Source organism: Allobosea sp. NPDC055594 (assembly GCF_053618995.1).
Map to the genome: position 1 here is coordinate 321,999 of NZ_JBSHIO010000005.1, position 24,175 is coordinate 346,173.

Annotated in this window: 24 protein-coding genes; 13 read left to right on the top strand and 11 right to left on the bottom strand. The window is 67.6% G+C overall.

All coding sequences use genetic code 11. The annotated features are described in order from the left end of the window. Positions 1–11: 11 nt before the first annotated feature. Entirely contained in the window at positions 12–845 is an 834-nt protein-coding gene (locus ACWGRX_RS13175) for a UDP-2,3-diacylglucosamine diphosphatase (protein ID WP_452117882.1), read from the top strand. After that, a complete protein-coding gene (locus ACWGRX_RS13180; protein WP_452117883.1) occupies positions 845–1,933 on the top strand; it encodes a glycosyltransferase family 4 protein in 1,089 nt (362 codons plus the stop codon). The genes ACWGRX_RS13175 and ACWGRX_RS13180 overlap by 1 nt, the downstream gene beginning before the upstream one ends. Here the strand turns inward: ACWGRX_RS13180 and ACWGRX_RS13185 are convergent. After that, positions 1,872–3,659, bottom strand: coding sequence for a cation:proton antiporter domain-containing protein (locus tag ACWGRX_RS13185; RefSeq protein ID WP_452117884.1), 1,788 nt, complete (start codon positions 3,657–3,659; stop codon positions 1,872–1,874). The genes ACWGRX_RS13180 and ACWGRX_RS13185 overlap by 62 nt on opposite strands. Positions 3,660–3,856: 197 nt before the next feature. On the opposite strand from ACWGRX_RS13185, the gene ACWGRX_RS13190 reads away from it, so the two are divergent. After that, the gene (locus tag ACWGRX_RS13190) at positions 3,857–4,702 is read left to right on the top strand and encodes an AAA family ATPase (RefSeq protein ID WP_291634307.1); all 846 of its coding nucleotides are present in this window, start codon (positions 3,857–3,859) and stop codon (positions 4,700–4,702) included. On the opposite strand, the gene ACWGRX_RS13195 is transcribed toward ACWGRX_RS13190, so the two are convergent. Continuing rightward, positions 4,677–5,309: a hypothetical protein gene (locus ACWGRX_RS13195; RefSeq protein WP_452117885.1), complete on the bottom strand. Its 633-nt coding sequence runs from the start codon at positions 5,307–5,309 to the stop codon at positions 4,677–4,679. The two genes, ACWGRX_RS13190 and ACWGRX_RS13195, sit on opposite strands and share 26 nt — an antisense overlap. A gap of 78 nt (positions 5,310–5,387) precedes the next feature. On the opposite strand from ACWGRX_RS13195, the gene ACWGRX_RS13200 reads away from it, so the two are divergent. Next, entirely contained in the window at positions 5,388–5,954 is a 567-nt protein-coding gene (locus ACWGRX_RS13200) for a DUF2975 domain-containing protein (RefSeq protein ID WP_452117886.1), read from the top strand. Positions 5,955–5,964: 10 nt separating this feature from the next. Continuing rightward, on the top strand, positions 5,965–6,210 hold the full coding sequence (locus ACWGRX_RS13205; protein WP_452117887.1) for a helix-turn-helix domain-containing protein: 246 nt from the start codon (positions 5,965–5,967) through the stop codon (positions 6,208–6,210). A 9-nt stretch (positions 6,211–6,219) separates the two neighbouring features. On the opposite strand, the gene ACWGRX_RS13210 is transcribed toward ACWGRX_RS13205, so the two are convergent. Next, positions 6,220–7,479, bottom strand: coding sequence for an ABA4-like family protein (locus ACWGRX_RS13210; RefSeq protein ID WP_452117888.1), 1,260 nt, complete (start codon positions 7,477–7,479; stop codon positions 6,220–6,222). Between the two features lie 106 nt (positions 7,480–7,585). Between ACWGRX_RS13210 and ACWGRX_RS13215 the strand changes: the two genes are divergently transcribed. The 7 genes from ACWGRX_RS13215 (at position 7,586) to ACWGRX_RS13245 (ending at position 16,488) form a co-directional block, all read left to right on the top strand. Next, entirely contained in the window at positions 7,586–8,272 is a 687-nt protein-coding gene (locus ACWGRX_RS13215) for a TetR/AcrR family transcriptional regulator (protein ID WP_452117889.1), read from the top strand. 38 nt (positions 8,273–8,310) lie between these two features. Then, positions 8,311–8,838: a SixA phosphatase family protein gene (locus tag ACWGRX_RS13220; RefSeq protein WP_316017578.1), complete on the top strand. Its 528-nt coding sequence runs from the start codon at positions 8,311–8,313 to the stop codon at positions 8,836–8,838. Positions 8,839–8,851: 13 nt separating this feature from the next. After that, complete coding sequence (locus ACWGRX_RS13225; RefSeq protein ID WP_452117890.1) at positions 8,852–10,300, top strand: YcjX family GTP-binding protein; 1,449 nt, start codon at positions 8,852–8,854, stop codon at positions 10,298–10,300. A 13-nt stretch (positions 10,301–10,313) separates the two neighbouring features. Beyond that, complete coding sequence (locus ACWGRX_RS13230) at positions 10,314–11,321, top strand: YcjF family protein (protein WP_452117891.1); 1,008 nt, start codon at positions 10,314–10,316, stop codon at positions 11,319–11,321. Between the two features lie 297 nt (positions 11,322–11,618). Further along, a complete protein-coding gene (locus tag ACWGRX_RS13235; protein ID WP_291634325.1) occupies positions 11,619–13,031 on the top strand; it encodes a flagellar hook protein FlgE in 1,413 nt (470 codons plus the stop codon). A gap of 64 nt (positions 13,032–13,095) precedes the next feature. After that, positions 13,096–14,958, top strand: a complete 1,863-nt coding sequence (gene flgK / locus ACWGRX_RS13240; RefSeq protein ID WP_452117892.1) for a flagellar hook-associated protein FlgK — start codon at positions 13,096–13,098, stop codon at positions 14,956–14,958. 12 nt (positions 14,959–14,970) lie between these two features. Then, the gene (locus ACWGRX_RS13245; RefSeq protein WP_452117893.1) at positions 14,971–16,488 is read left to right on the top strand and encodes a flagellar biosynthesis protein FlgL; all 1,518 of its coding nucleotides are present in this window, start codon (positions 14,971–14,973) and stop codon (positions 16,486–16,488) included. Between the two features lie 160 nt (positions 16,489–16,648). Here the strand turns inward: ACWGRX_RS13245 and flaF are convergent, their stop codons facing one another. The 8 genes from flaF to ACWGRX_RS13285 all read right to left on the bottom strand — a co-directional run bounded on the left by flaF (position 16,649) and on the right by ACWGRX_RS13285 (position 23,365). Next, the gene (flaF, locus tag ACWGRX_RS13250) at positions 16,649–17,020 is read right to left on the bottom strand and encodes a flagellar biosynthesis regulator FlaF (protein ID WP_291634331.1); all 372 of its coding nucleotides are present in this window, start codon (positions 17,018–17,020) and stop codon (positions 16,649–16,651) included. Continuing rightward, on the bottom strand, positions 17,004–17,396 hold the full coding sequence (flbT, locus tag ACWGRX_RS13255) for a flagellar biosynthesis repressor FlbT (protein WP_291634334.1): 393 nt from the start codon (positions 17,394–17,396) through the stop codon (positions 17,004–17,006). The genes flaF and flbT overlap by 17 nt, the downstream gene beginning before the upstream one ends. A 47-nt stretch (positions 17,397–17,443) precedes the next feature. Then, positions 17,444–18,778, bottom strand: coding sequence for a flagellin N-terminal helical domain-containing protein (locus ACWGRX_RS13260; protein ID WP_452117894.1), 1,335 nt, complete (start codon positions 18,776–18,778; stop codon positions 17,444–17,446). A gap of 206 nt (positions 18,779–18,984) precedes the next feature. Beyond that, entirely contained in the window at positions 18,985–20,310 is a 1,326-nt protein-coding gene (locus tag ACWGRX_RS13265; protein WP_452117895.1) for a flagellin N-terminal helical domain-containing protein, read from the bottom strand. A 274-nt stretch (positions 20,311–20,584) separates the two neighbouring features. After that, positions 20,585–21,058, bottom strand: a complete 474-nt coding sequence (locus tag ACWGRX_RS13270) for a flagellar protein FlaG (RefSeq protein ID WP_452117896.1) — start codon at positions 21,056–21,058, stop codon at positions 20,585–20,587. Between the two features lie 189 nt (positions 21,059–21,247). Continuing rightward, positions 21,248–21,736, bottom strand: coding sequence for a hypothetical protein (locus tag ACWGRX_RS13275; protein WP_291634341.1), 489 nt, complete (start codon positions 21,734–21,736; stop codon positions 21,248–21,250). After that, positions 21,726–22,112 (bottom strand): rod-binding protein, encoded by a 387-nt coding sequence (locus ACWGRX_RS13280; protein ID WP_291634342.1) that lies wholly within the window; start codon positions 22,110–22,112, stop codon positions 21,726–21,728. The genes ACWGRX_RS13275 and ACWGRX_RS13280 overlap by 11 nt, the downstream gene beginning before the upstream one ends. Further along, positions 22,112–23,365 (bottom strand): flagellar basal body P-ring protein FlgI, encoded by a 1,254-nt coding sequence (locus ACWGRX_RS13285; protein WP_452117897.1) that lies wholly within the window; start codon positions 23,363–23,365, stop codon positions 22,112–22,114. The genes ACWGRX_RS13280 and ACWGRX_RS13285 overlap by 1 nt, the downstream gene beginning before the upstream one ends. 241 nt (positions 23,366–23,606) lie before the next feature. Here ACWGRX_RS13285 and ACWGRX_RS13290 point away from each other — a divergent pair, with 241 nt between their 5' ends. Continuing rightward, the gene (locus ACWGRX_RS13290; protein WP_452117898.1) at positions 23,607–24,014 is read left to right on the top strand and encodes a flagellar assembly protein FliX; all 408 of its coding nucleotides are present in this window, start codon (positions 23,607–23,609) and stop codon (positions 24,012–24,014) included. Positions 24,015–24,175 lie beyond the last annotated feature (161 nt).

The window sequence follows — 24,175 nt, forward strand, 5'->3', positions numbered from 1 at the left end:
GCCGGTGGCACATGAGCGACGACAGCGACGCCAAGCAGGTTCGCAGCATCTTCATCTCCGACCTGCATCTGGGTACGCGCGGGGCGCAGGCGGATCTCGTTCTCGAGTTTCTGCGGGCCTATGACGCGCCGCGGATCTATCTGGTCGGCGACATCATCGACGGCTGGCGTCTGAGGAACGGCTGGTATTTCCCGCAGGCCCATAACGACGTCGTGCAGAAGCTGCTGCGCAAGGTCCGCAAGGGCTCGAAGCTGGTCTACGTCACCGGCAATCATGACGATTTCCTGCGCGACTACACCGGGCTGCAATTCGGCGGCATCACGCTGGTCGACGAGATCATACACGAGACCGCCGATGGCCGGCGGATGCTGGTGATCCATGGCGATCTGTTCGATCTTGTCGTGCGCAACGCCAAATGGCTCGCGCTGCTCGGCGACTGGGCCTACACCGTAGCCCTCATCCTGAACCACGGGATCAACAAGGTGCGCCGGACCCTGCGCCTGCCGCACTGGTCGCTCTCGGCCTGGGCCAAGCACAAGGTCAAGAACGCGGTCAATTATATCGGCGAGTTCGAGCAGTGCCTGGCCGACGAGGCGAGGCGGCACAAGGCCGACGGGGTGATCTGCGGCCATATCCACCACGCGACGCAGCGCCGGATCGACGGGCTGGACTATATCAACACCGGCGACTGGGTTGAGAGCTGCACGGCGGTCGTCGAGCATGACGATGGCCGCTTCGAAATCATCCGCTGGCCGCAGCATCGCTTCAGGGGCGAGAATCCGGGTCTGTCGGCCGCGACCGCCCCGCAGCGGCCGGTACCGGTGCTGGTTGGCGAGGCCGCCTGATGCGCGTCCTGATCGCCACCGACGCCTGGCGGCCGCAGATCAACGGCGTCGTCCGCTCGCTGGAGCGGATGTTCGAGGCGGCGCCCGATTTCGGCGTCACGGCGCAGATGCTGACGCCTGAAGGCTTCCGGCAGGTCGGCCTGCCGTCCTATCCGGATATCCGGATCGCGCTCGCCAGCCAGCAGCAGGTGGCAAAACGCATCGCCGAGTTCGGCCCCGACCATATCCACATCGCGACCGAAGGGCCGATCGGCTGGCTGGCGCGGGCGGCCTGCCTCGCGCAGAAGCGCAGCTTCACCACGAGCTACCACACCCGCTTCCCGCAATATGTCGCGGCGCGCTGGCCGATCCCCGAAAGCTGGAGCTATCGCTTCCTGCGCCGCTTCCATGCACCGGCGGCCGGGGTGATGGTCTCGACGGCGACGGTCGAGGCCGAGCTGCGCGAGCATGGCTTCGAGCGCATCCTGCGCTGGGGCCGCGGCGTCGATCTCTCGCTGTTCCATCCGCGGTCCGCGAGCGTGCTCGACCTGCCGCGGCCGATCTTTCTCAGCGTCGGCCGGGTTGCGGTCGAGAAGAATCTCGCGGCGTTCCTGTCGCTGCGCCTGCCGGGCAGCAAGGTCGTGGTTGGTGACGGGCCGGCCCTGGCCGACCTGAAGCGCACCTTTCCCGAGGCGCATTTCCTCGGCGCGCGCGAGGGCGAGGAGCTCGCGGCGATCTACGCCTCCTCCGACGTCTTCGTCTTTCCGAGCCTGACCGACACGTTCGGCATCGTCCTGCTCGAGGCCGCCGCCAGCGGCCTGCCGGTAGCGGCCTTTCCGGTGCAGGGGCCGAGCGACGTCTTCGCCGGCAGCAATGCCGCCGTGCTGCACGAGGACCTGCGCCAGGCGGCGCTTTCGGCACTCAGACTACCGCGCGAGGCGGGGCCGCAACTCGCCGCCCGCCATAGCTGGCAGAGCAGCGCCGAGCAGTTCTACGGGCATATCCGCCGGGCCGCGCAGGCGGCGCGGCAAGCGCCGGTGCAGAGCGTCACAGCCTTCGCGAGCGGGCGTGGCGCGGAAGGGAACGGCCGGGCGCGCTCGCCGGCTTGAGCTCGGCGCGGAAGTCGTCGCGGCGCTGATGCACCGAGGCGATGACCAGGCCCATCGGCACGCCGAGCCCGACCAGCGCGGCTTCCGACAATTGCAGGCTGGCCTCGATGGTCTCGGGCACGGCGTCGTTGACGCCGATCTCGTAGAGATGGCGGGCGTGCCTGGCATCGCGGGCGCGGGCGACGATCACGAGGTCGGGCCGCATCTCGCGCGCGGCCCTGACGATCTCGTCGACCGCACGCTGGTTGTCGATCGTCACGATCAGCGCGGTCGCTTCCTGCAATCCGCAGAGGCGCAGGAATTCCGGCTTGGTCGCATCGCCGAAGAAGGCGGGGCGGCCGGCCCGGCGCTGGCTCGAAACCAGGGCGGGATCGGCGTCGACCACCAGGAAGGGCGCCTTGTGCTGCTCCAGCATCTCGCCGACGAGCCGGCCGACGCGGCCGCAGCCGACGACGAGGGCGCGGGCGGCGTGATCGTCGGGCGGCAGGATCTGCGCTTCCTCTGGTAGCTGTACCGTGGGCGCGAAATGCGCCGCCAGTATGCGTGCCAGCCGGGCGGCCAGTGGCAGGGCGATCATGGTCAGCGACACCGCGGCCAGAACGAGGCCCGAGGCCGAGCGATCGACCAGCTCGGCCGCCACGGAGGCGCTGAGCAGGACGAAGGCGAACTCGCCGCCAGGGCCGATCAGGATCGCGCTTTCCAGCGCGGTCGCGCGCCCGAGCCGGAAGAAGCGTGCCAGCAGGAAGGTGATCACCGCCTTGGCGAGAAAAAGCCCGAGCGCGATCGAAAGGATCGCCAGTGGCTGGGCGGCGAGCTGGGCCGGGTCCACGCTCATGCCGACCGTGAGAAAGAAGACGCCGATCAGCAGCGATTTGAAGGGCTCGATCGTGACCTCGATGGCGCGGCGATACTCGGTCTCGGCGAGCAGCAGTCCGGCGATGAAGGCGCCGAGCCCCATGGAGAGGCCGGCGGCGGCGGCGATCAGGCCGGTGCCGAGCGCGACCAGAAGCGTCGCGGCGAGGAAGCTCTCGGAGGAGTCGGTCGAGGCGACCAGCCGGAACAGCGGGCGCATGGCGAAGCGTCCGATCACGATGATGGCGGCGATCGCCGCAGCCGCCTGGAGCAGCGCCTGGGCGAGGCCGGCCAGCAGCGAGCCGTTCTCCTGCGCGCCGAGCACGCTGATCAGGAAGAGCAGGGGAATAACGGCGAGGTCCTGGCAGAGCAGGATCGCGAAGCTGGCGCGGCCGGCGGAGGAGGTGATGCGGCGGTGGGCCGAAAGCAGTTCCACCACCATCGCGGTCGACGACAGCGCCAGCGCCGTGCCGATGATCAGCGCCGCCGTAGCCGGCTGGCCGAAGCCATAGGCGACCGCACCGATAACGCAGGCGGAGAGGCTGATCTGACCGAGGCCGAGGCCGAAGACCAATCGGCGCATCGTCATCAGCCGGTCATAGGAGAGTTCGAGCCCGATGACGAAGAGCAGGAAGGCGATGCCGAGCTCGGCCGGCCCGGCGAGGGCCTTGGCGTCCGAGACAGTGATCGTGCTGAGGAAGGGCACCTTGGCGACGAGGCCGCCGAGGCCGTAGGGACCCAGCACGGCGCCGCAGGCGACGAAGGCGACGACCGAATTGACGCGGAAGCGCTTGGCGAACGGCACGATGACGCCAGCCGTCGCCAGCACGACCACGGCGTCGCGAAAGGTAGAGGGGTCGATCGTTGCGGCCACATGCCCCCCGAAGCGAATTGCCGATTCAGCTGATGGGGAATTTTGCTTGCTGCGCCGCGGCAACACAACAAAATCAAGAGGCTACTTCGCGAAAACTTGCTCGCCCGGGATCTGCCGACTAGACCTCGGTCAGGCTCGCGGCGATGCGGGCCCGAAGGAAGCGGCTTTCTGGCCGCCGATCACGCGAAGGGTCACGCATGCGCTTCACCGGTACCGCTTCTTACGTCGCCACCGAGGATCTCACCGTCGCCGTCAACGCGGCGATCCGGCTGGAGCGGCCGCTCCTGGTCAAGGGCGAGCCCGGCACCGGCAAGACGGTGCTGGCGGAGGAGATCGCCGCGGCGCTCGGCGCGCCGCTGATCACCTGGCACGTCAAGTCGACGACCAAGGCGCAGCAAGGCCTCTACGAATACGATGCGGTCAGCCGGCTGCGCGACAGCCAGCTCGGCGATGCCCGCGTCTCCGACATCGCCAACTACATCAAGCGCGGCAAGCTCTGGGAGGCCTTCGTCTCGCCGGTCAGGCCCGTGCTGCTGATCGACGAGATCGACAAGGCCGATATCGAGTTCCCGAACGACCTCCTGCTCGAGCTCGACCGCATGGAGTTCCATGTCTACGAGACCGGCGAGACCATCCGTGCCGCGCAGCGCCCGGTGATGATCATCACCTCGAACAATGAGAAGGAGCTGCCGGACGCCTTCCTGCGCCGCTGCTTCTTCCATTACATCCGCTTCCCGGATGCAGAGACGATGCAGGCGATCATCGAGGTGCATTTCCCGGGCATCAAGAAGCGGCTGATGGAGGAAGCGCTGCGGCTGTTCTTCGAGGTCCGCGAGGTGCCGGGGATCAAGAAGAAGCCGTCGACCTCGGAGCTGCTCGACTGGCTGAAGCTGCTCGTCGCCGAGGATATCGGCCCCGAGGTGCTGCGCGAGCGCGATCCGCGCAAGCTGATCCCGCCGCTGCATGGCGCCCTGCTCAAGAACGAGCAGGACGTCTCGCTGTTCGAGAAGCTCGCTTTCATGGTGCGGCGCGAGAACCGCTGAGCTTCGCCAGCGGCGGCTCGTCGCAAGGCGGGATGGCCGTTGCGAGATCGATCTTGGGATCGATCTCGCGGACGGCTTCCCTGAGATCGAAATCGCGCATCAGCAGGACATAGTCCTGTGTTTCCGTCGTCCTGAGATAGCCGCTCATCGCGATCGGCTTGCCCGTGAGCTCGCCGAGCCGGCAGGCCTTGTTCGCTCCAAGCGAGAGGCTGCCGCGATTGCCGCTGTTTTGCGGTCCGGCGAACATCTCCTCGCGAAAGGCGCCGAGACGGGCCGCATCGGCCGCGCTCAACTTGAACAGTGTGAAGCGGCGTCCGGGCGATGTCAGGACCGGCAGCTTCGCGAGTTCGACCGCGTCGCGAACCTCTTCCAGCACGGCCTGGCGCTCATGGCGGCCACCGTCCTTCGGTATGGCGACCAGCGTCATGCTGACGCCGCCGGGCAGTGTGCGGATGTCGGCCGGGAGGCTGATTCCGGCACGCAATTCGGCGAGGTTCGTCGTCCGGATGTCGACCTTCGCCAATTTCGGCAGCGAGGCAAGCGGAACGTGGCCGCAGCCGGCGAGCAGGCCGAAAACCAGAAATTTGGCGGGTAGGGCGATGCGCATGGTGGCTCTCGGTGAATGGGTTTGACATTCAGAAATTCATCTATTAGTTTAATTTTGTCAATCAAGGGGTAAAATTTTATGCCGCTCTTCATCAGCTCGCCCGAAGGGCCGCTCGCCATGGCGAGGCTGCGCCGCGTGAGCGCGGTCGCGCGCATCTTCTGCTTGGCGGCGGCGGTGTTGATGGCCTTCGGCACTTTCTGGCTCTGGCGTGATCCGGAGCAACTCGCGGCCTATGCCCGGGGCACGATCGGCGTCAGTGCGCTGCCAGGCTCGCTATCGGAGCGCGGTTACTGGTTCGCGCTTGCGATCGGCTTCGTGCCGGCCGGTCTCTTCGCTGCGGCCATGTTGCGCCTTGCCAGTCTGTTCGGCCGTTTCGGCCGTGGTCTGGTGCTGGAGGAGGAGAATGCCCAGCGGCTGGTGCGGGTCGGCTGGCTGCTGACGGCGATGGGCGTGGCCACGCCGCTGGCGCGCGCGCTGCAGAGCGTGGCGCTGACCTTCGACAATCCGTCAGGGCAGAAGCAGCTGGCGCTTACGCTCGATCCCGGGATGTTCGGTGCGCTGGCGGCGGGCGCCGCACTCGTGGCTTTCGGGCTGGTGCTCAAGGAGGCGGTGCGGCTCGCGGACGAGAATCAGAGTTTCGTGTAGGAGCTTGGCGATGCCGATCATCGTCGAACTCGATGTCATGCTGGCGCGTCGCAAGATGCGCTCGAAGGAACTCGCCCAGCGCATCGGCCTGACCGAGCAGCAGGTCTCGCAGCTGAAATCCGGTAAGGTCCGGGGCATGCGTTTCGATACGCTCAGCCGGATCTGCGCGGTGCTCGACTGCCAGCCGGGTGACCTGCTGCGCTACGAGCCGGGACCGGAGGATCCGACCATGGAAGGCGAGGGCGACGAGGCCTGAGCTGCCCGCTCAGCCGAGCCCGAGCAGCGGCCTGGCATCGAGCGCCGCCAGTAGCGCGATCACGGTGAAGCCGGCATAGGCGGCCGAGACGGCGCCGAGCGCGACGAGCCCCGGGCTCGTCCGGCGCGTCGCCAGCCAGATCAGGAGCCCGAGGACCGGGACGATTTGCAAGGCGTGCAGCGCGAAGAAATGCGCGAGGCGCAGATCGCCGATGCTGAGCGACCAGCCCAGAAGCGGTATGGTCGGATGCAGCACGGGCGGCGTGCCGACGAAGTGGCCGCCGGGGTTCCGGCCGAGCACGATACCGCTCAGCAAACCGAGAACGCAGGTCAGGCCAAGACCGATCACCAGCGACCAGCGCAGCACCGGCGGCATCGGCATGGCATCGCGTCGGGCGAGCCCATAGGCGAGAAAACCCGGCGCCAGGGTGAACATCACGGCGCCGAGGCCCATCAGCACGTAGAGGGCTGTGCCGAGCGGGGTGCCGTTGTAGTGCGAGGCCTCCACCCGGGAGGCGCGCCAGGCGATGTAGAGCACTTCGAGCACGATCGGCACGATCACCGGCCAGACCATGTAGCGCCCGGCCCATGATGCCCGGAAATGCTCGCTGGTCAGGGGCAGGAAGACCGCGAGCGTCAGCAGGTAGAAGGCGACCGAGAGCTCGAATTTCAGCGGCTTCACCCAGGTGCCGACGCCGCCGAACAGGCGTTCGTCCAGGCCCAGGGCAAGCATGGTCGGCAGCGCCAGCGCCAGCATGGCGAAGGCTGCCGCGGCGAGGCGTGGTTCGATCTCGATGTCGCGCAGCCAGCCCGGCAGCCTCGCCTGGAAGCGGGCGATCCGGTCCTCGCGGGCAAGGCGGAAACAGGCGGCGATGAGCAGCCAGGCCAGATAGCCGGCTGGACCGAACAGGAAGGTCAGGATCAGGACTGGCACCATCAGCCAGTGCGGGACCTCTTCTTCCTGCGAGCGCCTGAGAATCCAGTTCCCGAGAAACAGGTCGAAGGCGAGATAGTGCACCCAGCCCGCGAGCAGCAGCGGCCTCGAGCCGAACAGGCTGGAAACTGCGGCGAGCGAGCTGAAGCCGCCTTCGGCGCCGTGCCAGTAGACGGCGATCAGCACGAGGTAGCCGAGCGAGAGCAGGGCCGGAATGATCCAGCCGGCGAGTGCCGCCGAGACGCCGCGCCAGCGCGGCAGCAGGATCAGCGAAAGCCAGCCGACGATGGCGAGGCGGCCGGCGAGAGCGAAGGCGTCATCGAAAAAGCTCGGCATCGCAAGCTCCGATCTTGACGCTGTTAAGTTGTGGTGTCTGCCTATTGCGCTATCTTGACGGCGTCAAGTTCAATTTTGACGTTGTAAAGATATGGAGTTGTCGGACATGGCGATGGGGGTGGCGGGGCGCGGCGGTTATCACCATGGCGATCTGCGCCAGGCGATGATCGACGCGGCCGAGGCGGTCCTGGCCGAGAAGGGCGTCGACGGCTTCACCTTGCGCGAATGCGCGCGGCGCGCCGGGGTCTCGCCCGCGGCGCCCGCGCATCATTTTGGTAATCTCGTGGGCCTGCTGACCGCGGTGGCGACGCTCGGCTTCGACGAGCTGTCCAATGCGATGGAGGCTGCGGTCGCGGAGGCCGTCTCCAGCGGCGACGACCGGCTCGCGGCGATCGCGGACGCCTATCTCGCGACCGCCCTGGCGCGGCCCGGCCGCTTCCGGGTCGTCTTCGGGCGCCTCGGCCTGAAGCGAGGCGACGACGCGCTGATGCGCGCTGGCCTGCGGGCCTTCGGCATCCTGGTGCGCGAGACCAAGTTGGCCCTCGGGCGGCAAGTGACGGACGACCCGCTGACGCGTTTGCCGTCGAGCTATTCCGAGGATGCCGATCTCGGCGCGATCCTCTTCGTCTGGTCGCTGACGCATGGGTTTTCGACCATGCTGATCGACGGGCAGCTTGGCTCATTCGAGACCCTGCCCGGCGGCCGCGAGCGCCTGCTGAGGCTCTATTCCCAGCAACTCGTGCAGTTGCTGGTCGGCGCGGTACGCCAGCGGCGGAGCGATATCGGCTCATAGCCCTCGCAAATCCCGGCGGGCATGGTTAGATGGCGGCCATGCGCCGCCTGATGCTTCTGCGCCATGCCAAGTCGAGCTGGCCCGCCAATACTGCCGACCGCGACCGGCCGCTCGCCGTGCGCGGGCGCGAGGCCGCCCCGGTGATGGGCCGCTATCTCGCCGAGGAGCTGCTGTTTCCCGACCTCGTCCTGATCTCGCCGGCCAAGCGCACGGTCGAGACCTGGGAGCTGGTGCGGCCGATGCTGCCGGAAAAGCCGCCGACGCAGTTCGAGCCGCGGATCTACGAATCGCCGTCCGAGCGCTTGCTGAAGGTGGTGCAGGAGGTCGAGCCGTCGGTGCGGACCCTGCTGATGATCGGCCACAACCCCGGCTTCGAGGAGCTTGCCTCCAAGCTCACCAGTCATGGCGATCGCTATGCGGCGGCACGCATGGCCCAGAAGTATCCGACGGCCGGGCTCGCGGTGATCGATTTCGACATCGAGGACTGGCGCGACCTCGCGCCCCGTTCCGGCCGGCTCGACCGTTTCGTCACGCCCGCCTCGCTGGGCGAGGGGCCGGACGAGTGAGGCGCCCGGCCTGATGGCGTCGGCCTCCTATCTCGACGAGGCCCGCGATGCGGCGCTGGCTTTCGGCGACAGCCTGCTCGGCCTGGCACGGCCGCGGCTGCGCATCGGGGTCACTGGCCTGTCGCGCTCGGGCAAGACCGTCTTCACCACGGCGCTGATCCAGAATCTGGTCGAAGGCGCCAAACTGCCGGTGCTGAAGGCGTCGGCGGAAGGGCGGATCGCCCGCGTGCGGCTGGTGCCGCAGCCCGATCCCGATATCCCGCGCTTTCCCTATGAGGCGCATCGCGCCGCCCTGTCGGGGCCGGACCGGCGCTGGCCGGAATCGACAAGGCGCATCTCGGAGCTGCGGCTGGAGATCGACTATGAGCGGGCACAGGGCTGGTTCAAGGGGCCGGCGACACTGACGCTCGACATCGTCGATTATCCCGGCGAATGGCTGCTCGACCTCGCTTTGATCGGCCAGGACTATGCCGGCTGGTCGGCCCAGGCGGTCGTCGACGCGCGCAAGCCGCATCGCCTGCCGGTGGCGACGCCTTGGCTCGAGGATCTGAAAGCCCGCGATCCCGGCGGGCCTGCCGACGAGATGGCGGCGGAGGCGGCGAGCGAGCGCTTCAAGGCCTATCTCGCGGCATTACGGGCCGACCCCGAGGCCGTCGCGGTGACGCCGCCCGGGCGCTTCCTGATGCCGGGCGATCTCGACGGCTCGCCGGCGCTGACCTTCGCACCGCTCGATCTTCCGCCCGGTGTCCAGCCGGTGCCGGGCACGCTCGCCGGGCTGATGGCGGAGCGCTTCGAGGCCTATAAGCGGGTCGTGGTCGTGCCGTTCTTCCGCGAGCATTTCGCCAGGCTCGACCGGCAGATCGTGCTGGTCGATGCGCTGGCGGCGCTCGATGCCGGTCCGGCAGCGCTTGCCGATCTCGAGACGGCGCTCGGCCAGGCGCTCTCGGCCTTCTCGGTCGGCCGCAATTCCTGGCTCTCCAGCCTGTTCGCGCCGCGTATCGAAAAAGTGCTCTTCGCCGCGACCAAGGCCGATCACATCCACCACACCAGCCATGACCGGCTCGCCAATGTGATGTCGCATCTGGTGGCGCGTGCCGCTGGCAAGGCGCAAGGGGCGGGCGCCAAGGTGGAGGCGATGGCCTTCGCCGCGATCCGCGCGACACGCGAGGTCCGGATCCGCGACGGGCGTGAGGAGCTGCCGGCGATCGCCGGGGTGCCCGAGGCCGGCGAGGTCGTCGACGGCGAGGTCTTCGACGGCCAGACCGAGGCCGCGATCTTTCCCGGCGAGCTGCCGCAGCGGCCGGAGGCGATCTTCGACCCGGCGACGCCGCGCTGGCAGGTGCGCGCGCCGCGCTTCCGCCCGCCGCTGGTCAAGCCCGATGCCGGCGGCCGTCTTGCGCCGCCGCCGCAGATCCGCCTCGACCGTGCGCTCGAATTCCTGATCGGCGACCGGCTGTCATGAGGGGAGGGCAGGGGTGAGCAAGGCGCCACGAGCCATCCGTCTCGACCCGGCTGGGCCGGAGGACGAGCTGTCCGAGCGGCTGGCTGCCGGCGGCGACGTTGCGATCGTACCCGAGCATGAGCCGATCGAGCCGGAGGCGGCGCTTGCTGCGCCGGTTCCGCGTCGGCGTCCCTTCAGCTGGGGCAGCCTGTTCGTCGCGGCGCTTTCGGGGCTGCTGGCGCTTTCCGCCGCGATCTGGACCGAGCAGACGATCAGGTGGCTGCTGGCGCTCAACCCCGCAGTCGGGATTGCGGCGCTGGTCTGTGCCGGCCTCGCCGCGCTGGCGCTTATCGTCATGCTCGGACGGGTGCTTCGCGACATCTTGCGCGAGCGCAGGGTCGAAGCCTTGCGCGAGCGTGCCGTCGCGGCGCTCGCCGAAAGCGACCTCGCCAAGGCGCGGGCGGTCACCGCCGATCTCGAACGGCTCTATTCAGGCCGGGCGGAGACGGCGAAGGGCCGGGCAGAGCTTGCCGCCCATGCGCCGCAATTGCTGGCTGCGCGCGATCTCCTGACCGTCGCCGAGCGCAGCCTGATGACCCCGCTCGATGCGCTCGCCCAGGCGCAGGTGGCGCAGGCGGCGCGGCGGGTCTCGCTGGTCACCGCGGTCAGCCCGCGCGCGCTGGTCGACGTCGTCTTCGTGCTCGTCGCCTGCGCGCGGCTGCTGCGGGCGGTCGCCGGCGTCTATGCCGGCCGGCCGGGGACGCTCGGCCTGCTTCGGCTGGCACGGCAGGTGCTCGGCCATCTCGTCGTCACCGGCGGCATCGCGGCCGGCGATGCGGTAATCCAGCAGGTGCTCGGCCAGGGGCTGGCCGCGAGGCTCTCGGCCAAGCTCGGCGAGGGCGTGCTGAACGGGCTGCTGACCGCCCGGATCGGCCTCGCCGCGATTGCCGTCTGTCGGCCGCTGCCCTTCGTCGAGGCGCAGCCGCCCGGCCTGTCGGACGTGGCCGGGGATCTGTCGGGCTGGGGCGGCAAGGAGAGCTGAAGCGTATTTCTTCGGCCAGCACCGTCATTCCGCAGAGCGCCGCTGCGCGGCTTGTCCAGAATGACGTCGACATATTCGAAGACAACCTAGTGCCGAGACGGACAGGGGCACCCGGCAGAATTTGCCGGTGCCGGACGAATCTGCCCGGTCGGAAGCGCCGGGAAACGCTCTGAAAACCATCCAAGCTCTTGAAATATCTCAGCCCTGGCCGTGGCACGGGGCGTGCAAACTCACCTGCGGTTCGACATGCCGCCCATGGGGGGCGCTGTCCGGGTCTGATGGCCAGGTGAGGTTGCGATGGGTGTTTTCAGTGCGCTGACGACGGCGGTGACGGGCATGCAGGCCCAGTCCTATGCCCTCGAGAATATCTCCGGCAACATTGCGAACTCACGGACCGCCGGCTTCAAGCGGGTCGACACCAGCTTCTCCGACCTGATCCCGGATACGGCGCTGAACCGCCAGATCGCCGGCTCGGTCGCGTCCTATAGCCGCGCCACCAACACAATCCAGGGCGATTTGAACTCGACGCGCATCGACACCAATGCGGCGATCAACGGCGACGGCTTCTTCGTGGTCGACCAGCGCCAGAGCGGCGTCGGCGCCTCGACCCAGTTCGCAAACAGCAATCTCTACACCCGCCGCGGCGATTTCGACTTCGACGCCGACGGCTATCTCGTCAACGGCGCCGGCTACTATCTCAAGGGCCAGAAGATCGATCCGGTGACCGGTCAGGTGATCGGCAGCCAGCCCGACGTGCTGCGCATCACCAAGGACCAGTTCCCGGCCAAGGCGACCACCGAGATCGAATACAGCGCCAATATCCCGGCCTATCCGAAGACCAACAGCGCCGTTTCGACGACGGCAGGCTCCGAGCTGCTGAACGCCGGCACTGGCTTCGGCACCAATCCCGGGACGACGGCCTCGGGCGGCACCGGCACCGTGGTCGGCAGCGATATGACCACTTTCCTCAACCGCTCGATCCCCGGCGGCTCGGTCACGGTTTATGACACGCTCGGCAAGGCGACCAGCGTCGAGCTGCGCTGGGCCAAGGTTTCCAACGCCACGGCCGGCCCGCCGGCCGTGGCCGACACCTGGAACCTCTTCATCGCCGAGAATACGGGAGCCACCGGCTCCACCGTCGCCTACCGCAACGTCAATGTCGACATCACCTTCGATTCGACCGGCAAGATGACGGCGCCCGCCAGCGGCAACATCACGATACCGCCCATGACGATCGGCGGCACGGCGATCTCCCCGGCTACCGCTCCCATCACGATCGTGACCAACGGCACCAGCCTGACGCAGAACGGCGACACCAGCGGCCAGATTGATGCCCGCAGCATCCGCCAGAACGGCTACACCGCCGGCACGCTCGACCGCGTCTCGATCTCGAACGAGGGACAGGTCATCGGCACTTTCAGCAACGGCCAGGTCGTCGCGCTGGCGCAGATTTCGGTGGCCCGGTTCAATGCGGGCAATGCGCTGAAGCGCCTCGATGGCGGCGCCTTCGAGGAGACGATCGAGTCGGGCGCGCCGATCGTCGGTCTCGGCACCTCCCAGTTGATCGGCGGCAATGTCGAGCAGTCCAACACCGACATCGCCGACGAATTCTCGAAGATGATCATCACCCAGCAGGCCTATTCGGCCAACACCAAGGTGATCTCGACGGCGCAGGAGATGCTGCGCGACGTCTTCAATATCATTCGCTGAAGACGTTCGCGCGCCGGCGGCCTGACGGTCCAGGAGGGCCGGGGCGAGACGACAGGAGTTGACGATGGGGCTCGGAACCGCTCTCGACACCGCCATTTCCGGCCTGCGCGGCACGCAGACCGGGATCGGCGTCGTCTCGCAGAACGTCGCCAATGTCGGCACGGCCGGCTATGTCCGGCGCACGGTTTCGAACCTCGACTCGAGCACCGGGCGGACGGTCGGCGTCAACAATCCCAATGTCCAGCGCCTGCTCGACCGGATCGTCCAGCACCAGCTCTGGCAGGAAAGCTCCGGCGCCGCCTATACCGCGACGCGCGCCGAGGCCTTCGCCGGGCTCGACCGCCTCTATGGTGCTCCCGGTAGCGCGACCGCGCTGGATACGATGTTCAGCACCTTCACCAATTCGCTGCAGGCGCTGCGCAACGACCCGTCCTCCTATACCAGCCGTACCGCCGTGCTCGATGCCGCAAGCCAGCTCGCCAGCCGGCTGCGCTCGATGTCGGAGGGCGTGCAGACCCTGCGCAACCAGGCCGAGGCCGGCATCGGCAATGCGGTGGGCAGGGTCAACGAGCTGCTGGAATCGCTGACCAAGGTCAACGCCCGCATCGTCAATGGCGAGGCGAGCTCGGGCACGGCCGATCTGCGCGACCAGCGCGACCGGATCGTCTCGGAGCTCTCGCAATATGTCGAGATCCGCACGAGCGAGCAGCCGAATGGCGGGATCTCCATCACCGCCGCCTCCGGCACGCAGCTCTTCGACGGTCGGCCGACGGTCACCTTCGCGTTCGACCAGCGCAGCGCGCTCGGCCCGGCCGCGCAATGGAACTCGGATCCGGCGCAGCGCGGCGTCGGCACGATCGTCGCGAAGGATATCTCCGGCAACGGCTTCGACGCCATCGCCAACAACACCTTCCGCTCCGGCGAGATCGGCGCCCTGATCGAGCTGCGCGACAAGACGCTGGTCCAGGCACAGGCGCAACTCGACGAGATCGCGGCCCAGCTCGCCAGCGCGCTCTCCGATCGCGAGATCGCGGGCACGGCGGCGACCGCCGGCGCTGCCACGGGCTTCGATGTCGACCTCGCCGGCCTGAAGGCCGGCAACACGGTGACGCTCGACTACAAGGTCACGCCCGGTGGGCAGACGCAGCGCTACACCTTCGTGCGTGTCGACTCCGCCGCTTCGCTGCCGCTGCCCGCCTCGGCGGAGGGCGATGCCAATAACCGCGTCATCGGCATCGATTTCTCCGGCGGTCCGGCTTCGGTCGCGGCGCAGATGCAGGCGGCGGTCGGCCCCGGCTTCACGATCTCGAACACCGGCTCGGTGCTGCGGATCGTCGATGACGGCGCCGGCGGTACCCGAGACGTGCTCGGCCTGACCGCCCGCCCGACCCAGGATCTGCTGAGCGGCGGCACGGCGGAACTGCCCTTCTTCGTCGATTCCGGCCGCGCCAACGGCGCCTATACCGGCTCTTATGAGGGCGGGGCGCAGTCGGTGGGCTTCGCCTCCCGGATCGTCGTCAATCCCAATCTTGCGACCAACCCCAAGGCCCTCGTCCTGGTCAGCCCGAGCACTCCGGACGGCGATACGACGCGGCCGCAATTCCTGCTCGACCGGCTGACCTCGAGCCAGCGCAGCTTCACCAACGCCACCGGCTTCGACGGGTCGCGCAACACCTCCTCGATGACGATGGCGAGTTTCGTCCAGCGCATCGTCGCCGGCCAGGGGCAGGCGAGCGCCGCCGCACAGCGGCTGGACGAGGGCCAGCAGGTCGCGCTGGCCTCGGTTCAGAGCCGCTTCCTCGAGGACTCGCAGGTCAATGTCGACCAGGAAATGTCGACCCTGATCGAGCTCCAGTCGGCCTACGCCGCCAATGCGCGCGTGATCTCGACGGTCAAGGAACTGCTCGACGTGCTGTTGAGACTGTAAGGAAACCGCGCCATGACCATCACCGCCACCGGCACCGGCGCCTATCGCTCGGCCAAGCCGAACCAGTTCGTCTCCAGCCGCGCGCAGTTCGACGATCTGCAGCGCCAGCTCGCCACCAAGAAGAAGAGCGAGACCTTCGCCGGCCTCGGCATGGATCGGGGCAGGAGCCTCGACCTCAACAACCGGCTCTCGACGCTCGAAGGCTATCTGACCGGGATCCAGCGTGCCGACGTCAATCTGAAGCTGGCGACGCAGGCGGTCGAGAATTTCGCCAAGATGACGCGCGAGACGGTGAGCGACACCCGCGCCGGCAGCTATCAGCCGAGCTCGACCGGCCGTACCGCGCCGCAGGTCCTGGCCGAGGAGAAGTTCAAGCAGGCGCTCGACCTGCTCAACACCAATGTCAACGGCCGCTACCTGTTCTCCGGCCGTACCGCCAACGAGCTGCCGGTCGTCGACTATTCGCTGATCATGAACGGCGACGGCGCCGGCAAGGCCGGGCTGAAGCAGCTGATCTCGGAGCGTCGCGAGGCCGATCTCGGCGTCGACGGCTTCGGCCGGCTGACCACGGGTGGGTCCGGTACCGCGGCGACGATCGCCAAGGAGCCGGGCAATCCGCCCTATGGCTTCGACCTCATCGGCGCCTCGACCAGTTCCGCGGCGCTGACGGTGAACTACACCGCAGGCCCTCCGGCCGATGTCGCGGTCGATGTGGTGGGAACGCCGCTGCCCGGCGAGACGCTGACGATCAGGCTCAAACTGCCCGACGACACGGTCGAAGAGATCACGCTGACCGCCCGCGCCGAGGGCACGGACGGCACCGCCCATGGCAGCTTCGCGATCGGTCCGGACAATGCCACGACGGCGATGAGACTGCGCGAGACGATCGACGCGGCGCTGTCACGCGAGGCGAACACCACCCTCTCGGCAGCGTCGGCACAGGTCGCTGCCGAGAATTTCTTCGCGGGCAGCCCGAGCAACCCGCCGCTGCGCGTTCCAGGCCCGCCCTTCGACGCTGCCTCCACCGCGCCAGCGCCCGGCACCGACGCCAACACGGTGATCTGGTACAGGGGCGACGATGCGACGGGCTCGGCGCGGGCGACTTCCAGCGTCCAGGTCGACCAGAGCCAGCTCGTCGCAACCGGCGCGCGCGCCAATGAGCAGGCCTTCCGCATCGGCCTTGCGCAATTTGCCGTGCTGGCGGCCGAGACCTTCCAGGCGAGCGATCCCAATTCCGAGGCGCGCTACGAGGCGCTGACCGAGCGCAGCCGCAATGCGCTCGGCTACCCGCCCGGCACCCAGAATCCGTCCGAGATCATCGTCGAGCTTGGGACGGCGCAGACGGCGCTGGCGCAGGCCAAGGAGCGCCACACCGCAACCAAGAACTACCTGACGACGACGCTGGACGGCATCGAGAACGTCACCACCGAGGAGGTGGCCGTGCAGATCCTGGCGCTGCAGAACCAGTTGCAGGCGAGCTACCAGACGACCTCGATCCTCTCGAAGCTCAGCCTCACCAATTATCTCTAGATCGCCGCGCGTCCGTCCGGACGCGGTTCCGGTGATCTATCTTTTCGGTCCAATGCTATAGGAGGCGGCGCCGCGCTCTGCGCCGCCTGCCGCCCGAACGAAAACGCCGCCCGGGATCCGGGCGGCGTTTTCGTTCGGTGATGGCTGTCGAAGCGGACGCTCAGCGCCCGCGCAGTCCGGCGGCGATGTCGCGGTTGATGTCGACCAGTACCGTCAGGGCGGAGGGCCCGGGATTGGCGGCGACGCGGAAGGTATGGTTGAAGATGAAGTTGGCGAGCGACAGGATGTTGCGCTTGATGTCGACCGGCAGGGGATTGTCTTCCGCGATCACGGCCGAGACCAGCAAAGTCCAGAGCTTGCGGTTGTAGTTCAGCGCTTCGTCGAGCTCGCGCGAGCGGCCAGCCCAGTCGTCGATGATCGACTGAAGTCGAACGCTGGCTTTCAGGAGCAGAGAAGCCTCCAGTTCGCGGGGAGAAGCCGTATTCTGCGCAGACCTGGCCGCTGCGGCGTAGGCATTAAACCCGCTTTGCATTCTCGATGAGCTCCGCCTCGTACGCGATCAGCTTCTTCGCTGATTTCAGACCTTTGTAGAGTTCGGAGCTTAAGATGCAGTTATTGATCTCGGAAACATGAGGCAGAGCGCTCGGGGCGGCTTGGAGGAAGTCGCGCACCAGCTGGAAATAGACCTCGTGCTGATGCGTCGGGCTGCCGGCCAGATACATCAGCTGGATGGCCAGGTAGATTTTCTTGGCCGGGCTGTCGGCAGTCGCCGGGGTGAGGATGTCCTTCTCGCGCAGGATCGGTGCGTCACCCTCGATGAAGAAGCGCGTGCGCTGCTCATCGTTGCGGATGACGACCGAGCCGATGATGATGCGCTCGTTCGGCTTGAGCTCGACCTTGAGGGCCATTGTCGTTCCTGCCTTCTGGCTGGCGGGGAGGGCGGGGCCTTTCGGGGTCAGCCGAAGAGACGCAGCACGCCCTGGTCGGCCTGGGAAGCCAGCGACAACGCCGTCTGCGACAGCTGCTGGCGGGTGTTCAGGGCGAGCAGCTTGGCGCCTTCCTCGTTGGAGTCGGCAAGCACCAGATTATCGGCGCCGGTGGTCAGGGTGTTGACCAGGTTCTTGGTGAAGTCCTGACGGGTCTGCACCACCGAGAGGTTCGAGCCGAGCGTCGAGGAGATAGAGCGCAGCGAGGACAGCGCGCTGGTCAGCGTGTCGGCGACGGTGTTCAGCGAGGTGTCGTCCTGGATGTTGAACTGGCCGGTCAGGGCGGTGCCGCTGACCGCGGTCAGAACGCCGAGATTGGCGGCCGACAGGGTTTCGCCCTGGATGTCGAGCTTCGACTGGTTGGTGCCGGTCTTCTCGTTGAAGATGATCGAGAGCTTGTCGCCGTTGAGCAGGTTCTTGCCGTTGTAGCCGGCATCCTTGGCGAGCTTGTCGATCTGGTCGCGCAGGTCGTTGAACTGCTTGATCAGGTTGGAACGGACGGTGGAGTTACCGCCGGTCGAGGTGATGCCGGCGCCGGCCGAGTTGCCGTCGGCGACGAGCAGGCCGAAGGCGGCGTTCTGGTTGGTTGCGCTCGAGGCGTTGGTGCGGGCCGCGGTCGCGTCGGCACCGGCGCCGATACCGACGCGCAGCGTGTCCGAGCCGGAGCCGGTGACGTTGAGGCGCCCGGAATCGTCGACGGTGGCGGTGGCGATTCCCGACTTGTTGATCTCATTGACGAGGTCGCGGACGGTCGCGTTGGCGCCGAGATCGACGGTGTAGGTGGTCGCACCGGCCGAGACCGTCAAGGCCGTCGCCGGTGTCGCGGTCGCGTTGATCAGGTGACCGACGCTCGAGGCGGTCGCGTCGGCCGCCGGGCCGGCATTGCTGATCCGCTTGTCGAGCGCGATGTCCTTGCGGCTCTTGCCGCTGGTCGCGGTCACTTCGCCGGCATCGGCGAGGACGTCGGACGTGCCGATCCGGTTCGGGCGATTGGCGGCGGCGTCGGCCTGGGCCTGCTTGATGGTCGACTGCAGCGACTGCACCAGCTTGGTGATCGAGTCGATGCCCTGGGAGGCGGCGGTGATGGTCTGGATGCCGTTCGAGATGCCGTCCAGCAGGCCTTTCAGCTCGTTGGCGCGGTCGTTCAGGCCGAGCGAGGTGAAGTAGTTGACGGGGTTGTCGATGGCGGAGTTGACACGCTTGCCGGTAGCGAGACGGTTCTGGATGATGCCCTGCTCGGCAGTGGTCTGCTGGAGGGTCAAAAGATTGGCCCTGACGCCGCTGGTGAGAATCGTGTTGGCCATCTTCGGTCCCCTGAAGGCGCGATTCGGGCGCCATGCGGTTTGCTCTGCGGGGATAATCCTTCGTTAAGACTAACAGCCGGTTAACGGCCCCGAGGCGATGTTTGGCGGGGCCCGGACGGCGAAAAGGCGGCGGAGCTTTCGCTCCGCCGCCTTTCTTTGCTTCGTCCCACTTCTGTGGGCAGGCCCGCTCCTGCGGGACCGAAGGATCAGAACAGACGCAGGACCGCCTGGTCGGCCTGCGAGGCCAGCGACAGGGCCGTCTGCGACAGCTGCTGGCGGGTCTGCAGGGCGAGGAGCTTGGCGCCTTCCTCGCTGGAGTCGGCGAGGACCAGATTGTCGGCGCCCTGGGTCAGGGTGTTCACCAGGTTCTTGGTGAAATCCTGGCGGGTCTGGACGACGGACATGCTGGAGCCGAGCGACGACGCCATCGAGCGCAGCGAGGTCAGCGCGTTGGTCAGCGTGTCGGACGCGGTCTCGAGCGACGTGTCGTTCTGGATGTTGAACGACACGCCAGCCGAGTCGGCGGTGCCGGCCTGGAGGACGCCGAGATTGGCGGAGGTCAGCACCGAGCCCTGCACGTCGAGCTTCGCCTGCTGCGTTCCGGTCTTCTCGTTGAACACGATCGAGAGCTTGTCGCCGGCGAGCAGGTTCTTGCCGTTGAAGCTCGCATCCTTGGCAAGCTGGTCGATCTGCTTGGTCAGATCGTTGAACTGCTTGATCAGGTTCGACCGGACAGTCGAGTTGCCACCGGAGGCGGCGATGCCGGCACCGGCGGTATCGCCGTCAGCGATGGCAAGACCGATGGCACCGTTCTGGTTGGAGGCACTGGAGGCGTTGGTCCGGGCGAGCGGAGCGGTCGTGCTGGCGCCGAGGCCGACGCGCAGCGTGTCGGAGCCCATGCCAGTGACGTTCAGGCGGCCGGAATCATCGACCGAAGCGGTGGCGAGGCCCGAGCTGTTGATCGTGTTGACGAGGTCGCGAACCGTCGCGGTGGCGGCCAGATCGACGGTGAAGGTGGTCGAGCCGGCCGAGACCGTCAGGGCCAGGTTGGTGTTGGTGGTGGTGTCGATCAGGTGACCGGGATCGGAGGCGGTAGCGCCCGCAGCCACGGCGTTCTTGCCGATACGCTTGTCGAGCGCGATGTCCTTCAGGCTCTTGCCGCCGGTGGCGGTGACTTCGGTCGAGGTTGCCAGGGCCGTACCGGTCTTGGTCGGGCGGTTGGCGGCGGCGTCGGCCTGGGCCTGCTTGACGGTCGACTGCAGCGACTCGACGAGCTTGACGGCCGAGTCGAGGCCCTGCGAGGCTGCCTGGATCGTCTGGATGCCGTTGGAGATGCCGTCGAGAAGGTTGGTCATCTGGCCGGCGCGGTCGTTGAGGCCCGCGGCGGTGAAGTAGTTCACCGGGTTGTCGACAGCGGAGTTGACCTTCTTGCCGGTGGCGAGACGGTACTGGCCCTGCTGGGAGGCGGCGGTGGTCTGGGAGAGCGAGGTCAGCGCGCTGCGAACGCCGGCCGAAAGAGAGACGGTAGCCATCTTAGTATACCCTTCTGGTATGATGCCTTCTGGCGTCCCGGCCGTTCTGGCCAGGACCGGGCGACCATCGATCGCCCTCTCGTAACAAGCGGTAAATTCGATCCGGAAAATCGCCGCGAAATCGGCCGGCCTCTGCTTGTGGTTAACGGTCCGTCAAGCGGCGGCAGCCGATCTCCGGCGAGGGCTGCGGCCGCACGAAAACGCCAGTGCCCGCCGGCTCGGCCTTGCGGCGAGCGACGGCGGGCACTGGGAAGTCGGGCGGTGGGTGGCTGCTTCAGGCCGTGCGTTCGACGACGTGCGAGGTGGAGGGGGCCGCCGTCTCGCGTGCGCGCTCGATCAGGTCCCGGGAGAGGGCGCGCAGCTTCAGCATGGTCTCGTCGGGCAATTGCTCGACGGTCTCGCCGGTGTCGGGGTCCCGCTTCTGGAGCACGATGCTGTGGGTCTTGGCGTCGATGACCAGGCGCCGCTCGACGGCCTCGCGCCGCTCCTGCTTCTGATAGGCCGCCTCGGAGCGCTCGCGGTTGACGGCGTCATCCTGATTCTGGCGATGCTGCGCCTGCTCCTGGCGCTTCTCGTCGGACCGGGCCCGGATGTCGAGCCGGACGGCCTCGCCGGCCGCGGCCGACTGCACGGTCTTCTCGGCCGGAAGCTCCACCGGCGCACTGCCCGGCTGGATCGCAATATCGGTCCGAACCGTTGCCTGCACGGCGCCGGTGGCGATCGTTCTGGGTGCCCCGCCGAAATCCATTCTGGACTCCTCTCGCCTGAGACGGACTCAGTTCATGGTAGCGAGACTGGCGGCGAAAGTTGAATCTGCCGTTAGGGAAATTGGTAAATTGTGAAGGATTGGCTGCTAAGGGCCGCTTTTGGTTAAGGAATTTGCGGTCGGTGCCGCGGATGTAGCCGGCCGTTCCGGCCCGGATGGGCCGGAGCTGCGTTAAAGGCTCTTCGAGATCACCATCGGCCCGGCATTCGGCCGGGCGAAGACGCCGGCGCCGACGCTCGCAGCCGGCCCATAGCCTGCCGCCTTCATCGGCCGGTTGGCATCCGTGGCGAGATCCCGGACGATCGATTCCGACACGGCCCGCGCCGTCGCCAGCACTGCCTGGTTGGTCTCGATCAGCTCCTGGAAGGCGAGATGCGCCGCCTTCAGCCGCTTGACCTTCTCGGGTACGAAACGGGCCAGCGCGACGGCGTTCAGCTTGATCTGCTCGACGCCCTTCATATAGACGCCGGCGAGCTCGGATTTGCGCGGCTCGCGCTCCATCGCGTCCTTGAGCTTGCCGGCCTTGACCAGGGCGGTTTCCTCGCCGACGACATGCGACAGCGAGCCTAGCACCTCGATCACGGCTTCGATCAGGCTCTCCGCCTCGATGGCGCTGCCGACGCGCGGGCGCTCGTCGATGACGCGCGGCCTAGCCAGCATTGCCGCCTCCGCCGGTCGTTGCCGTGGCCGTAGTCTTGGCCGTAGCAGTCGCCTTGGCCTGGACCTGGATCAGGTCGCGCAGGATCTGGTCCGACAGGCCGAGGCCGCCGGCCTTCTGCAGGCTGCGGGCATATTCCTGGGTCAGCATCGAGCGATAGACGCCGCCGCCGGTGCCGTTCTCGCCGAGCGGTCCTTCGGTCTCGCTGGAGTTCATGATGCTGTTGGTGAAGTTCTCGAGGAAGACGGTCTCGAACTCGTCGGCCGTCTTCTTGGCCTTGGCCGCCTTGGCGTCGAAGGCGCCGGCGATGCCGCTGGCGAGGTTGACGGCGGCGCCGAGCGCGAGCTTGGCGGCGGGAATGGCGAGGGCAGCACTCATTACATCACCTCGATTTCGGCTTGCAGCGCGCCGGCTGCCTTGATGGCCTGAAGGATGGAGATCAGGTCGCGCGGGCCGATGCCCAGCGCGTTGAGTCCGTCGACGAGCTCGCGCAAGGTCACGCTTTCCTTGACGAGGGCGAGCTTGTTGGTGCCTTCGGTGTCGACCCTGACATTGCTGCGCGGAACGACGACCGTGCGGCCGCCGGCGAATTCGTTCGGCTGGCTGACCTGCGGCTCCTCGGAGATCGTCACGGTCAGGTTGCCCTGAGCGACGGCGACGGTGGAGACGCGCACGTCGCGGCCCATCACGATGATGCCCGAGCGCTCGTCGATGATCACCCGCGCGCCCTGGTCGGGCTCGACGCGCAGCTGCTCGATATCGGTCAGCAGGCGGATCATGTTGCCATGGAAGCGCGGCGGGATCTGCAGCACGACGGTCGAGGGGTCGGTCGGCTCGGCGGAGTCGCCGCCGATAAAATCGTTGATCGCCGCGGCGACGCGCCGGGCGGTCGTCAGATCGGGGTTGCGCAGCGACAGGCGCAGCGTCTTGAGCTTATTCAGGGCGAACTCGATCTCGCGCTCGACCAGGCCGCCATTGGCGATACGGCCGACGGTGGGCACGCCGCGGGTGATCTTGGCGGCCTCGGCCTCGGCCGAGAAGCCAGAGATCGCGACCGGCCCTTGCGAGACCGCATAGACTTCGCCGTCGGCGCCGAGCAGCGGCGTCGCGAGCAGGGTGCCGCCCTGCAGCGACTTGGCGTCGCCGAGCGCCGAGACGGTGACGTCGAGTCGGGTGCCCTGGGTGGCGAAGGGCGGCAGGTTGGCCGTCACCATCACCGCTGCGACGTTGGCGGTGCGCATATTGGCGCCGCGGGTGTTGACGCCGAGCCGCTCCAGCATCGCCTGCAGCGACTGCTTGGTGAAGGGGGCGTTGTTCAGCGTGTCGCCGGTGCCGTTGAGGCCGACGACGATGCCGTAGCCGAGGATCTGGTTGGAGCGGACGCCCTCGACCGAGGCGAGGTCCTTGATGCGCGAGAGCGCGCCGCCGATGCCGGGGGAGGTGCCATGGGTGCCGCCGAAGGAGGCCGGGGCGAGCTTCGCCGGCACGCCGCCGCGCGCCTGGCCCGGGATCGGGGTCGGCGCGAGGTCGGCCGCCCACGCCGTAGCGACGAGCAGCAGCGATGCGGCGGCCTGCGTCAGCAAATGGCGGGTCGGGAAGAGGGCGAACATGCGGCCACCGGTTTCGATCATCGTCGGACTGCGATGGCCCTGCGAACTCCGTGCCAGTTCTAGAAAAAGCAGAAACCGTTCTTAATCAGAAGTTTAATGATCTCCGACCTGATCGTCGGCAGGGCAGGGGCCTGTTCAAACCTGCCGGGCGCGGCAATTCCTGCCGAGTCGTTTACCGCTCGTTAACCATGCCGCCGGCAAGAAGGAGGCAGGGGCGAGCGAGGCCGAAGAGCCGCCATTTCGAACCGTCGCCGAGAGCGCCATGATCCGTATCGACCAGCGCGCAGCCATCACCTCGACCGGCGCGACCAGCCGCGGCAGAGCCGCGGGCGGCACGAGCTTCAGCCTGCCAGGGCGCGAGGCGGCCGCGAGCACGCAGTCCACGACGATAAGCCATGCCGGCCCGCTCGACGGTCTGCTGCTGGTCCAGGAGGAGGAGGGCGGCCAGGAGCGCCGCCGCCGCCAGGCACGGCGCGGCCATGACCTGCTCGACGGGCTCGACCGGCTGAAGGCGGCGCTGCTTTCCGGCCGGGTTCAGCTCGTCGAGCTGGAGCGTCTCAAGGCGATGCTGTCGACGCGTCGGGAAAATACCGACGATCCGCGCCTCGACGAGGTTCTGGCCCATATCGAGCTGCGCGCCGCGGTGGAGTTGGCGAAGCTCGGGCGTTGATGCCTTAGCCCGGTCTCCGCCATGGTCGGGCTTGTCCCGACCACCCCACGTCTCCTGCTGGCGAAGGCTGTGTTTTCAAGACGGAGATGCTCGCCACGGGAGCGAGCATGACGATCCGGAGCAGCCTCTGCTCCCCATGTCGGCGCAGCGCTGGCTGTGGG

Coding starts and splice junctions, on each gene's coding strand:
- ACWGRX_RS13175 (WP_452117882.1), top strand. CDS start 12: ATGAGCGACGACAGCGACGCCAAGCAGGTTCGCAGCATCTTCATCTCC.
- ACWGRX_RS13180 (WP_452117883.1), top strand. CDS start 845: ATGCGCGTCCTGATCGCCACCGACGCCTGGCGGCCGCAGATCAACGGC.
- ACWGRX_RS13220 (WP_316017578.1), top strand. CDS start 8,311: ATGCGCCGCCTGATGCTTCTGCGCCATGCCAAGTCGAGCTGGCCCGCC.
- ACWGRX_RS13265 (WP_452117895.1), bottom strand. CDS start 20,310: ATGGCTACCGTCTCTCTTTCGGCCGGCGTTCGCAGCGCGCTGACCTCG.
- ACWGRX_RS13190 (WP_291634307.1), top strand. CDS start 3,857: ATGCGCTTCACCGGTACCGCTTCTTACGTCGCCACCGAGGATCTCACC.
- flgK (WP_452117892.1), top strand. CDS start 13,096: ATGGGGCTCGGAACCGCTCTCGACACCGCCATTTCCGGCCTGCGCGGC.
- ACWGRX_RS13260 (WP_452117894.1), bottom strand. CDS start 18,778: ATGGCCAACACGATTCTCACCAGCGGCGTCAGGGCCAATCTTTTGACC.
- ACWGRX_RS13270 (WP_452117896.1), bottom strand. CDS start 21,058: ATGGATTTCGGCGGGGCACCCAGAACGATCGCCACCGGCGCCGTGCAG.
- ACWGRX_RS13275 (WP_291634341.1), bottom strand. CDS start 21,736: ATGCTGGCTAGGCCGCGCGTCATCGACGAGCGCCCGCGCGTCGGCAGC.
- ACWGRX_RS13235 (WP_291634325.1), top strand. CDS start 11,619: ATGGGTGTTTTCAGTGCGCTGACGACGGCGGTGACGGGCATGCAGGCC.
- ACWGRX_RS13195 (WP_452117885.1), bottom strand. CDS start 5,309: ATGCGCATCGCCCTACCCGCCAAATTTCTGGTTTTCGGCCTGCTCGCC.
- ACWGRX_RS13215 (WP_452117889.1), top strand. CDS start 7,586: ATGGCGATGGGGGTGGCGGGGCGCGGCGGTTATCACCATGGCGATCTG.
- ACWGRX_RS13225 (WP_452117890.1), top strand. CDS start 8,852: ATGGCGTCGGCCTCCTATCTCGACGAGGCCCGCGATGCGGCGCTGGCT.
- flaF (WP_291634331.1), bottom strand. CDS start 17,020: ATGCAAAGCGGGTTTAATGCCTACGCCGCAGCGGCCAGGTCTGCGCAG.
- flbT (WP_291634334.1), bottom strand. CDS start 17,396: ATGGCCCTCAAGGTCGAGCTCAAGCCGAACGAGCGCATCATCATCGGC.
- ACWGRX_RS13210 (WP_452117888.1), bottom strand. CDS start 7,479: ATGCCGAGCTTTTTCGATGACGCCTTCGCTCTCGCCGGCCGCCTCGCC.
- ACWGRX_RS13205 (WP_452117887.1), top strand. CDS start 5,965: ATGCCGATCATCGTCGAACTCGATGTCATGCTGGCGCGTCGCAAGATG.
- ACWGRX_RS13245 (WP_452117893.1), top strand. CDS start 14,971: ATGACCATCACCGCCACCGGCACCGGCGCCTATCGCTCGGCCAAGCCG.
- ACWGRX_RS13290 (WP_452117898.1), top strand. CDS start 23,607: ATGATCCGTATCGACCAGCGCGCAGCCATCACCTCGACCGGCGCGACC.
- ACWGRX_RS13200 (WP_452117886.1), top strand. CDS start 5,388: ATGCCGCTCTTCATCAGCTCGCCCGAAGGGCCGCTCGCCATGGCGAGG.
- ACWGRX_RS13285 (WP_452117897.1), bottom strand. CDS start 23,365: ATGATCGAAACCGGTGGCCGCATGTTCGCCCTCTTCCCGACCCGCCAT.
- ACWGRX_RS13280 (WP_291634342.1), bottom strand. CDS start 22,112: ATGAGTGCTGCCCTCGCCATTCCCGCCGCCAAGCTCGCGCTCGGCGCC.